The following is a 12,275-nucleotide window of genomic DNA, read 5'->3' as shown; positions in this document are numbered from 1 at the left end:
TTTGTCCGTGCCGGACAGAGCTACGACGTGTACCTAGTCGGCGTGAGCGCGAGCCCCGAAAATCCTACATACAAGCTGAAGCTGGTTTCAGTCGGTTATGCTCGCGACAAGAGAGTCAAACACAGCGAAGTGGCCATTCTGAATGTCAACGGTTTGTACCAAGTCAGGTTGCCAGTATCACAGCACTTTAATCCGACCGACTTCGAATACGCCTATTTTGGAGGCGGCGTCGAAGGAACAAGTACAACTTACGAATCCGCTGTCATTAATGGAAACTGGGGGGCAAACCCACCTTCAACAACAAGAAACTGGATTGTTACCGGTAACGCTTCTTTGAGCGGATCCATGATCAATGTCGGCAAAACGAGCTGTATCGGCGGAAACCTGAACGCCAACAACGGAATTACTAGCAAAAATTTGTTTGTAGGGGGGGATATAACGGGAACTGCACTCGCAGTTAATGTCGCACAGGACGCTTATATTGGCGGCAACATGGTAGTCGGAAATCAACCGGTATCATTTGGTCGACACCTAACCATGTTAGGCAAAATAAAAACAAATCCGCAAGCTGTCCAATTTACCGTTGGAGGAAATTTATGTGCAGGCGAAGATGCTACCCTCGTTCATGATAAGGGGGCCCCGAGTAGACAAACTATCATCAAAGGAAATGTCTGGATGCCAGGACCATACAATATTTGGTATAAAGATATAACTTGCACAAAAGCCAAGAAAAAGAATTGTACATGCGATAACAACGGAAGTTCCCTTGCTTGTGACGAATTTGGAAAAGTCAACATTAACGACCAGAATCAGTACAAGGTGAAATCTTGCCATGAATACATTACTACAAATGTTGTAGATTTCAACAAGCAGAATGAGGGTAACGGTCCAAGATACCACTGCACTGATTTTAAATTGTCTGCGAAAGCACCTGTAGATAACTACGATTTTGGAAATTTCCCTGGAGACAACTATAATAACTATGAATATTTATGGAATAGCGGACAAAAAGAAAGGGGATTTCTTCTCGGAGAAGAATCCGGTTCAAAGGTTTACGTGAAATCCGGTCGTTCATGGTCGGACCTTAGTGACAAGGCCGCAGCGAAATACCAAGAAAAGACAGACCATCCGAGACAATGCTTAAGCGGTTACACTGCATGGAGTGGTTATGGAATGTTCGCCTCTAAAGTAGAAACATGCGGAAATAGCGAAATTGCCGGACATTACAAGAATTGGAGTAACGAATCATACTCGCCTTACGAAACATATGAAGCTGCCAAAATTAACAAGCCAAGCTCGCTGTACTATATCTATCATGTACCCGATGATCGAAAAGATGTCGATTTTGGATTATATATAGACAGCTACTGGAAATGGTGTAGAGGTAGTGATATTTACGGAAATTGCACTGGATATGACAATGCCGGAACATGGATGTACGGCTACTTTGTAGACGCGCCCAAAACATCTAATGATAAGAAATACATCTTTACAAATTCCGGTCATTCAAACGATGACGGTTACCACACCACCAATGTTGGCGGAAATTATTATCGATACCTAAACATGAGCAATTCCGCAGCGGAAACGGAAATTACAGGTTCTCCATGGTGCAAAAAGGCTGAAAATAAGGAATGGCGACCCGTTTGCGGAGTTGGTCCCTACTTTGCCTCCAATGGAAGCATGATTCATGATCTTCCTTTAGAAAGACCTTTCATGTGCGCAGATTCTGTCAAGAATAGCGTATGTGACAGCATTTGGGTACAAGAAAAGGGATGCGATGACGCCAACTATAAGGTACCAGACCCGCTTATTACTGCAAAAAATTCCTTCGAATCTTATGCAACCAAAGGATGTGCTGCAAGCATAACTAAATGGGATAATTCACTGGTTTCCAATTTAAATTCCTGCTACAGCGAACATAAGAATGATGCTGCTTATGTGGGTCAAAACTTCTACAATGGCTATGTTGTTGTGAAATTGACCAGCGTCGATAAAAACGCCAATGTTAGCGGAACCTTGACAGGCAAATTCATTATAATGGTTGACGAACAAATCAATGCCCAAAACAGCATGTTCACTGCCGCAGACGACAACAATTCATTTGTATTCTTGTACTTGGCAAAAGGAGCCTCCTATTTTTCAGGAACTTCTAAACATGTCTTTGTTTATTCAACAGGACCATTTACGCAAACAAGCAAAATTAAACTTACAGGGACCCTATACACCCCCACAGACAGTTGTATCCGCATTAGATTTGAAGATGCAGAATTAAAGTACGATTCCGTATTGGTGGCCGCCCTCACAACGGCGAATGTCATTTGCAAGAATGACGGTTCCCCTTGTGGAGGCACCGTAGAAGTAACACCTTCATCCTCTTCGCCTGCCAATGATATTGAGGTCGCCGATGGCGGCTTTGATCCCTACTATATTGGGGTCGCCCCACAGCTTTCTGTGACAGTAGAATCGCAGTACAAGAACAAGGAAGCGATAGATGTGGAGCAATCTCCGGAGATACAGGCGTCATTCATCGTCCTCCCGCGTATTGTCTACTTGACCAAGGATGCCAAGGGGAAACTTTCAAACTATTACAACATAGTTCCTCTGAACACGACAAAAAAAGTATCGAGTACCAGTGTAACATGTAGCGGTATCCCCGCAACAGGAAAGCTAACAACCGGCGGACCACTTGAAGAAGGCTCTTACACATGCAATGTTGAAGGATCCGTCACATCAACAATATCCGGAGGAACTTCGTCTGCCCGTATGAAGGTGCCCTTCTGGGTAGTCGTCAGGGGTGAAGGGGGAACTCTTCCGACAGCGTCCTTCGCGGATCCTACCAAGGAGGTTAGCAAAGGATCATCTACAGTCGCATCCTTACTTCTTACCAACACCACTTCGGGAACGACTCAAAGCTGCAATGTCACATTCTCAGTTTCTCCTCATGGCAGCGAATGGGAGGTTGAAAACACATCTCACGCATCACTCGTTCCAGGAAAAGATAATGTTTATACAGCAGTCGTTACATCGGAATCTCCAGTAGAGGTTCTAAATGTCAAGAACATAGAGTCCGAGAATGGTTCGGTCATATTAACCGTTATCGAAACAGATGGTTGCAATCCGGGAACCCCTGAAGTAATCTACAACGCGAACACCGCAAAAATAGAACGATGGAGCATAGAAAGTTATTGCAACAGCACAACTGGAGATAATAGATGCAACAACAATGGCGAATATGACAAGGCTATGAAACGCCCCGACTGCTCCACTGCAGAAGAATGGGTTACAGTACAAGGAAATTCCTGTACCACCACAGAGACGAACAATAGCTGGAGCTGTGCCATATCTGGATCAGTTTCACTTAAAACGGCGAGTTCCGTTAATGGTTGCGAGGCCATCATTGTACCATTATCGCATTCAGCGACATTAAATGTCGACGAAACATACAAGCTCTATGCATCACTGAAAGCGCTCCCCATGACATTCCACGCGGGCTTTGAAACGGAAGGAGACATTTCCGGAGACCCCGTCATCAAGATTGAAGTGCATGATGAAAATGGCTCCACTCGCAACTCTGAATGTTCCTATAATAATTTCAAAAATTCGGAAAGCCGCGCAACCTATTGTGACGTGCAAGTCTACCGCAATTCTACTATCAATCTTTCGTTCAGCCCGGAATCGGACCTGGATGACTTCAACTACTGGAAATGCGAAGGTGGACCAGACTGCTCCGATGAACCATTCACTGGTAAATCATATTCAATCTCGGTAACAGGTGGCGGAAACACCGTATACGCACACTTCGGCGAGCAGGACAAACATTGCTTCTTTGATGAGTTCAAGGAAGGAGAAGCCGGCAGTTCCATCAGCAGCAATAGAGGAACAGTTGAGTGCGGAAACTCCACGAATTACTGCATTGACTACTGCGAAAATGACGGAAACAAGTGTGCGACCAACCTGATGACATCCTCGTTCCCGAACGCAAAGTGGCGACTTGTCGAAAAGTCAACCGCATCGTGGGAAGACATCAACTATTCTTCTGACGATGGATGCATATCGTTAAAACCAAGCGCTAACCGCGACAAGAAAGAGTCTCAAAAAGGCTCAGCAATCATCATGAGCTCCGTACAGGCAGGTCTCTACGGCACAATGAAGGCCCAGTTCCAGCCCGCACGGGAAGGCGTGAATGCTAGCGACGAGGCAAAAGCGACAGCAAAGAACTCAGGTTTCATACTCCGTTCCGATCCCGATGTGAATCGGTACCTTATGCTGAATGTATTCATTGCATCCGATGGCGTACTCAAGGCTCGACTTTGTGTCAGCGGAGGCTCTTCGTGCTCCGAAGAAGTTCTCACGCGTAACAGCGGAAGTTCCTACTCGCCGGAACCAAGCCAACTTGTGACCATATCAGCAACGATTTCCAAGAAAGATGGCGGAGATGTACTTACCGTTGACATGTATCCTAACGCATGGACCGAGGTGCCTTATTCTGCAGAATTCAAGCTTTCCGATAGCGAGATTTCTGGCGTGACGAACACAGGCAGTATTCCAAACGAGTATGTCGGCTACGCCCTGTCCGACCCGAAATTCAAAATTTACGGTATCGGTTGGAAGAGCGAGACCTACAATTCCACCTGCTGGGACACCTACCCCACCATCAGCTGTTCGTTCAAGGCAGCCTACCCGGCGGGAGTTATTCCGAAAAATACCGCTGTAAAACCGTGGGTCGGATTCTCTGCCTGGTTTAGCACCGCCGCAAAAGATTGTTCAGAAAACGAAATTGCTTATTGGTACAATGGAGAAGACGCCTGCAGTCATAGTTCCGACTACCAACGTTGCGGATCTAATGAATACTCTTTCTCCGATATTGGAGCTCACGGCTATATTGACAACACCGGAAAAGAAATCAAGATGGCGAAGGTCACTGCAGAAAACTGCAATGTCTATGGCGAAGAAGCCGTATGGGCAAAGAACGGCGTCGCCGCCAATTGCGGGTCGTTCTGGGTCGGCGAACAGAATGCCTGTTCTAGACACCACACTTTCGAATCAACAACATCAGCAGGCGATGGAAATTACTTCGGTCTTGAAAGTGGTACGGCCAATGTGCGTGGCGCGACCATTTATGTGACCTTGGACAACCCCAATGGACAAAAGGTCGAAGTCTATTTGTATAGCAAAAACGAGACTAGTGGATACACTTACGGCAATGATTTCATCTACAGTTTGCCGTATCTATCGTCACAGACTGGCACCGACATCAGGCTGGAGATTCCTGTTGAAGACATTTCAAATATCGACGGCTTTGATCCGGAACATGTCGTGGGAGTCCACGTGAATACCTTTGGCGAATCATCCGTAGAAATCAAGTCCGTCGAAAGCCACTGCCCGAATGCCGTAGAGATAACCGGCTGTAACGCAAACTATAGCGGCGGAAAGTGGAACATTTCCGCAGCAGTAATAAACAAGAGTCATACGGATAACATCAAGGTGGAAGAACCAAGCAACTATATCAGTAGTCCAAATCCAAGTTCGCTGATCTGCAATTACGAAACAAATGACGCCGAATTAAAATGCAAATTCACTGACGACAATGCAAAATTCGAATGGTCGGACAATCCTTATGCAGGTCACACGGGTGCTGCTTATAAATATGTATTCAAGATAACGCTAACAAGCAAGGAAAATACGACTTCCGTGTGTACAACGGATCCCACCTCGGTGACTGGCATTACGGCGGAATGCGGCTCGGTTTCCCAGAATACAATCTTGCAAGGCAAGGGCCTGCCACAGTTCACTTATGGTATATCGAACTGTCCTGACGAGACCTCCTGTAACTACAAAATTGAACTAGTTCAGAATGGCTCCGTTATAAAGACAATTACACCTAGTACCACTAGTAGCGGAAATGTGTCGAATGGCAAAACGGCAACAGACGCTGCAAATGATAACGAGCACCCGCTTGATGTGGGAACATATAAGTTCAGGCTGAGTAGCACCAATACGGCAAGGCCGTTTACAGAATGCGAATCAGGATCATTTGATATTGTTGAACAATTAAGTTCTAGTTCTGAGGAGAGCAGTTCCTCTGAGGAGTCGAGTAGTAGCAGCGCTCCTGTGAGTAGCAGTTCCACCAATGTTACCACGAATTGCTGGTTTGCAAATAGTGACTACAAACCTGGCGAAAATGCGTATTTTAAGTTTACAAACTTAAAGAACGGTAATAACCCAATATCTGGTTTAACCTATAAACTCGTTGCACCATCCAGTTCGGGTATTAGTGATATAACTGGCACAACAGACAACAGCCAAGAAATACAATTGTCAGCAATTGCTGTTGGAACAAGTACCGCCGGAACATATACACTTTATATCAACGATGCTCAAGCGTGTACGGCTACAATGACTGTTAAGGATTTCTCTCCTTCCAGTTGCAAATACGAAAACGGACAATTTAAGGCCCATGCAAACAACCCATGTACGGGAAGTGCCTGTACTTGGCGAATCATGAAAGGTAATGACACACCAACTACGGGAACAGCAGTAGCTTCGGGCAGTTGGACCAACAACGATATTAGTCCTTCTATATCAGGGAAGGGCAAATACACACTTTGGATTAATGACATCAAGTATGATGATTGCTCCATTACGATTAAGCCGGATGTAACTTGTCCGTCTAAAAGGACATACACTGTAGATACAGATGTAGAATTTAAAGCAGCGTCTCTTTCGAACTGTGGTGGTGGGTGCGATTATCTGCTGCGACCAAGTTCTGGAACAGCATATGCTTCTGTTTTAGATGGAACGGGTACATACGAGTCAGCAAACGCAGGAATTCCGTTCCACACACCGATTGGCGAGGCAGACAATGTTGCATACACATTTACTGTTTATGACAAGAGTAATCATGATATATGGGATTCCTGCCAGGGATTGATGAAGTTTACTGCAGGGCCGACCTGCCACTGTACTTGTAGTTCAGGATGTGACAATCTCGGCACAGGGGTTATTCAAGGCACAAATACTGCGGTAAAGTGCCTATTTGGCACAAACATAAAAGAAATAAACGAAAACTACGGGAAAAACGCCATTTTGGTTAACGGAAAACGCCCCGGTTATTGTGAGAACGAATCCGCATGCAATACAGCCCTCTCTAATGCAGGAGTGTCTAAGGTAGATGGAGGCTATTACATTGAAATACCTATAACAACAGGTTGCCGTAATAGCGAAAGAGGTAATGAAAGCTGCGAGTGGATAAAAGTCGATGTTAGCGGAACATCTACGCCAACATGCGGCAGTGGCTCAGGAAGCGGAGGAAATGATGATCCAGGAGATAATCCTGATGACGATGATGATGTTATCCATATGGTTATTTCAAATGGACAGTACCCCCCACAAGTTGACAATGTTGTCAGTGGAACATGTTTCTCTTTATCTGGCGTTTGGAACAACGATTGTAATAGAAGTCCGCAATTAAATTGCAATAGAACTACTGGGTCGGGAGGCGTAAAATATACTTACGGAACAAAGACTTGGAGTACCGGAAATAACAATTTTAAGCAAGATTTGGGCGTTACAATGTCCTGCTCATCTGAGTCGCAGGTATTCATAGATAAAGTTTGTGTTGAGTGGAATGGAACTGGTTGGTGTAAATTTGAAAATTAATATTTCTTAAAAATCCTAAAATTTCTCACCCCGCCTCGGCGGGGTGTTTTTACAATACTTTTACACTTCTACCCTTGCCATTTTTCACTCCTTTTCTAATTTCCACCTACGCGTCCGGAAACCTCCGAAACACCTGTAAAAACAGGTGTTTTTTTTTTCATCAAGGGTCATCTCTACCCTACAACGAACGGAGGTTCATCATGAATAGAGAACAGTATGCGGCCATGCTGCAAAAGATCAACGAGACGCGCGTCGCCAACGGCGATGTCGCGGCCTGCATCGAGGAATTCCGCAAAAAGTACAAGTACGTTTATGTCTATAACGATTCGTGCTTCAAGAAAATTTTCGGGGCCTACTCCAACAGGGACATGGCAGCGAGTTTCCTAAACGCAGTCCTTAAGCTTGAGGGGCCCAACTGCATTCGCAGTCTAGACTTCATCGACCCTTCGGTCCCCGGCGGCCCATTCGTCAAAAGCGTCACCTCTGATCTAGTCGCCTTGAACCAAGACAAGAATCGCATCGTCATCGAAGTCCAGCACAAAGGCGACGACTCCTTCAAGGACCGTCTAGTATTCTACACCGCTTGTCACACGTTACAAAACAAGGTTCCGGGGCAGGTATACACACTACGGAACATGGACTTTATCGCACTCCAGATGTTTGATTCCTATCCGGAGTCTAACGACTACAGGCACTGCGTGCAGCTCAAGAATCAGAACAACGAGGTTTTCTTCGGCAAGCACATGCTCACAATTGTCGAGGTAGCCAAGTTCATCAAGGGAGATTACAAGATGGATGAAAGTCGGCTCGCATGCTGGCTACGGGCTATCGAAAGCATCAACAACGAGCAGGATCTTGATGAAACCACCTTCATGGCCAATGTGGTCCACTTGCAAAATGCAGCAAAGTTGAGTAACTTTGATATGGGATTCCTTGTCTCGGAGGCTAAGTTCATGTCAGACCAAGCATACACGCTAGAAATAGAGCGAAAAGAAGCTCGCGCGGAAGGCCGAGCGGAAGGCATTGCCGAGGGACGAGCGGAGGGCATTGCCGAGGGACGCGCGGAAGGCCGAGCGGAGGGCATTGCCGAGGGAAGAATCGAAACCATTGCCATGTTGCAAAAAATGGGCGTTGCCCTCTCTCCGGAGCAAATTGCCGCGGTACAGGCAAATTTAGCCTCACCGTCCGCAAAATCTCCCTTGAAATAATTTTCAATTAATTTTTCAAAAGCGGCCCGTTCCTTGCGAACGGCCGTTTTTAAAATTCGCAATTCCTAATGCAGCGGTTATGGTCAAATTCCGCTTCCAGAATCATGATGCCACGATTATAGCGGCGGTAGGCACCATGGCGCAGCCCATGGTCCAGGGACATTTCTTCCTTGAGGCCTCCCAAATCATCGAATACTTTCGCAACTCCGTGAAGATGACCGTTTACATAAGGCAGTTTGCGACGGAGTCGGCCTTTTTCGTCCCACTCTTCAGTAAGGCCATCCAGGACGCCGCCTTTATAAAGTTCGCGACTCTTCTTGGTTCCATTCTCAAAATAGGTGATCGTGGCGCCTTCTTCAACATCATCCCTGTAGCCAATGGTCCGCCAAAGTTTTCCATTATCGTAGTAGCTGCGAAACACTCCATCGAGTTTTCCAGCCTTGTAAGGCGCTTCTACGGCGAGTTTTCCGTTCGGGTGGTAGCTGAGCGCCACCCCTTCGCGGATAGAGCTCCCCCGCTGCACCGTGTACATGCGAGACAGGCTACCATCAGGGAAAAATTCCCTAATCGTATCGAGCGCTGCAGGGCTTTCCTGCGCAATCGCGAGCGAATAGAGTCCGCAAAGGGCCATGTACACGAAAAAAAGCTTTTTCATCGCTTACAAATGTAGCTTAATCGCCAATAATTATGTATTTTGCGTTTGCTTATGCGTATCACTTTTTTAAATCCGCCGTTTCACCCGATGTTCAGCCGCGAATCCCGCAGCCCGTGTGTAACGAAGTCCTCTACGCTTTACTGGCCCATGTTCCTGAGTTACGCAGCCGGCACTGTCGAAGCCGACGGCAACGAAATTCAGCTTATCGATAGTCCCGCCATGGAGCTCGACCTTCCGCAAACTTTGGAGGGTATCAAGAAGTTTGACCCCGAGCTCGTTGTTTGCAGCACGAGCACGCCGAGTATTTTGAACGACCTGAAGGTGGTGCATGCCATAAAGCAGGAACTCCCTGCAACGAAGATTGCCATCATGGGTACGCACGCCACCGCCGAGCCGCTGGAATCCATGGAAATGGAACCCAGCCTCGATTTCGTGATTATCGGCGAGGCGGACTATACTGCAAGAAATCTCGCCCGCTACCTGCGCGGCGACATCAAGGAAATTTCTAGCATCGCGGGCCTCGCCTTCCGCAAGGCCGACGGCACGGTCGATTTTCAGCCCGAAGGCCCGAAGATCGAAAACCTCGACGAACTGCCCTGGGTGTCCAAGGTTTACCGCAAGTACCTGTACAGTTGCTACAAGAAGTATTTCTACGGTGCGAACCTGAACCCGCTGATTGTGATTCTGTCGGGTCGCGGCTGTCCGAACCGCTGCAGTTACTGCGTGATTCCGCAGACGCTGAACGGCCACAAGTTCCGCCGCCGCTCTCCGAAGGATGTGGTCGACGAACTGCAGTACATCAAGGAAAACTTTGACGACCTCGGCGAAGTATTCTTCGAAGACGACACGTTTACCGCAAGCCACGAACACGTGCGCGAAATCTGCAACTTGATTCTGGAACGCGGCCTCAAGATTACTTGGAGCTGCAACGCTCGCGCCGATGTGCCGCTCGACTTGCTCAAGCTCATGAAAAAGGCCGGCGGCCGCGAAATGTGCGTGGGTTTCGAAAGCGCTTCGCCTGCGGTTCTCGAAAACATCCACAAGGGTGTCAAGAACACCGACAAGGCAATCGAATTCACCAAGAACGCCCGCAAGGCAGGTCTCTTGGTGCACGGCTGCTTTATGGTCGGCAACCCGGGCGACACGCCGGAAACGCTCCGCATGACGCTCGACTACGCCAAGAAGTTGAACCCGAATACGGCTCAGTTCTATCCCATCATGGCATACCCCGGCACCGAAGCTTACAAGGAAGCCTTGGAAAGCGGCGCATTGCAGACTAAGGATTACAACCAGTGGCTCGACAAGGACGGTTTCCACCGCACCACGATCCAGCGCGGCGAACTCACGAGCCAAGCGCTTGTAGACTTCTGCGACAAGGCCCGCCGCGAGTTCTACCTGCGCCCGAGCTACATTCTGCGTCAGGGCATCATGGCAATCAAGAACCCGCGCGAACGCTACCGCGTAATGCGCGGTTTCGGCACGCTAGTGAAGCACCTGTTCCGCAAGCACGGGCAGCTCGCCCCTGTTGCACGCCAAGCCCCGACGGTGAAGGAATAACGCATATAACTTTGGGCGTACAATTTTGGCGGTGGAAACAGACGAATGTTTGTTTTTTCACCGCCGTTTTTTTATTGACGACTCCATTTTACATTCGCCACAGAAATTATTAGCGGTGGAAACAACACACGTCAACAAAATACACCGCTAAAAAACGGCAATACAATGAAAACAAACTCAAGTCGGTCTTTTGGGGGCGGTGGAAACTGGTATTATAAAAAGATTTCACCGCCTTTTTGAGTGTTTTCAACATTAAAGTCGCTACAGCAGAAATTTCTTCACCAAACGATCCACATACACCGTGTTCAGCGGATGCTCATACGATTCTTGTGTCGTCAATAAATTCACGCCTGCAAAGAAATCGTTCGCCGCATACAATTCCAACTTGGCAATCATATTCTTGGCGTAGCCACTATCTTCAATCAAGCCAAAATGCTCCCAAATAAACTCTTGGCGCGTTCGAACATTCAGGCATGTAAAATCAGGGTAAACTGTTATACGACGATTTCCATCGCGCATCTTGTACGGAAATTCATAGCGATAAGGAACTCCAAGTCGAAACAAGGTGTCAGCGATAATGATTTCTGACTTTGAACGAACTCGCTCGCCCTTTGCAGACATTAGCTGCGGCGCGGCGTCATCAAATCCGCGACCCTTGTACTCAATGCTCATCCACAAGCGGGAATATTCATCGTCAGGCAACGCATGTGGCTTGACTAAGGCGCGCCGCGCCGGATGCAACTTTTGCCAAAGCAAGCCAAATCGCTCCGGATTGCATACAGGGATGCACTTGTCGATCGCTTTGAGTTGTTTTTGCAATTCGACAAGCAACGCCTTATCATAATCGCGCTGCGAGAGCTTCTGGGCGAGCGAGTGTTGCTCCTTTGAAATATAGCGTCCCTTCTTTCCGGTACTAGGCAACACTTGATAGTACTGAAATGTTCCTTGGTGAGGCGAGACATTGAGCGTACCTGCAGGTGCCGCCTTCAAAGATTTTTTCAGGGTTTCAATCAACGAGAGCATTTCTTCTGCATGTGACTGGAGAAGATTGCGCAAGGAACTTGTGACAAAATGATAATTCAAGCTTTCCATAAAAGTCAAAAAGATGTTTTGAGATTTGCAAAATACATTACAAAAACTCTGACAAGGTCATTTTTGTAGATGCTTTTACAAAACAAGTCATTTTGTCGCAT

Annotated in this window: 5 protein-coding genes; 3 read left to right on the top strand and 2 right to left on the bottom strand. The window is 47.1% G+C overall.

The window, feature by feature from the left end; genetic code table 11:
• The first annotated feature begins 2,292 nt into the window (after nt 1–2,292).
• Nucleotides 2,293–7,662: a hypothetical protein gene (locus Q0628_RS00350; protein ID WP_298767427.1), complete on the top strand. Its 5,370-nt coding sequence runs from the start codon at nt 2,293–2,295 to the stop codon at nt 7,660–7,662.
• A 200-nt stretch (nt 7,663–7,862) separates the two neighbouring features.
• Nucleotides 7,863–8,870 carry an Rpn family recombination-promoting nuclease/putative transposase gene (locus Q0628_RS00345; RefSeq protein ID WP_298767425.1) on the top strand — a complete coding sequence of 336 codons (1,008 nt, stop codon included), beginning with the start codon at nt 7,863–7,865 and terminating at the stop codon, nt 8,868–8,870.
• A 49-nt stretch (nt 8,871–8,919) separates the two neighbouring features.
• Here the strand turns inward: Q0628_RS00345 and Q0628_RS00340 are convergent, their stop codons facing one another.
• Nucleotides 8,920–9,525, bottom strand: a complete 606-nt coding sequence (locus tag Q0628_RS00340; RefSeq protein ID WP_298767423.1) for a toxin-antitoxin system YwqK family antitoxin — start codon at nt 9,523–9,525, stop codon at nt 8,920–8,922.
• Between the two features lie 51 nt (nt 9,526–9,576).
• Between Q0628_RS00340 and Q0628_RS00335 the strand changes: the two genes are divergently transcribed.
• Nucleotides 9,577–11,082: a radical SAM protein gene (locus tag Q0628_RS00335; protein ID WP_298767421.1), complete on the top strand. Its 1,506-nt coding sequence runs from the start codon at nt 9,577–9,579 to the stop codon at nt 11,080–11,082.
• Nucleotides 11,083–11,343: 261 nt separating this feature from the next.
• Here the strand turns inward: Q0628_RS00335 and Q0628_RS00330 are convergent, their stop codons facing one another.
• Nucleotides 11,344–12,174, bottom strand: coding sequence for a hypothetical protein (locus Q0628_RS00330; RefSeq protein ID WP_298767419.1), 831 nt, complete (start codon nt 12,172–12,174; stop codon nt 11,344–11,346).
• Between the last annotated feature and the right edge of the window lie 101 nt (nt 12,175–12,275).

The organism is uncultured Fibrobacter sp., assembly GCF_937877005.1.
Classification (GTDB): domain Bacteria; phylum Fibrobacterota; class Fibrobacteria; order Fibrobacterales; family Fibrobacteraceae; genus Fibrobacter.
This window is presented reverse-complemented; position numbering and strand designations above follow the sequence as displayed.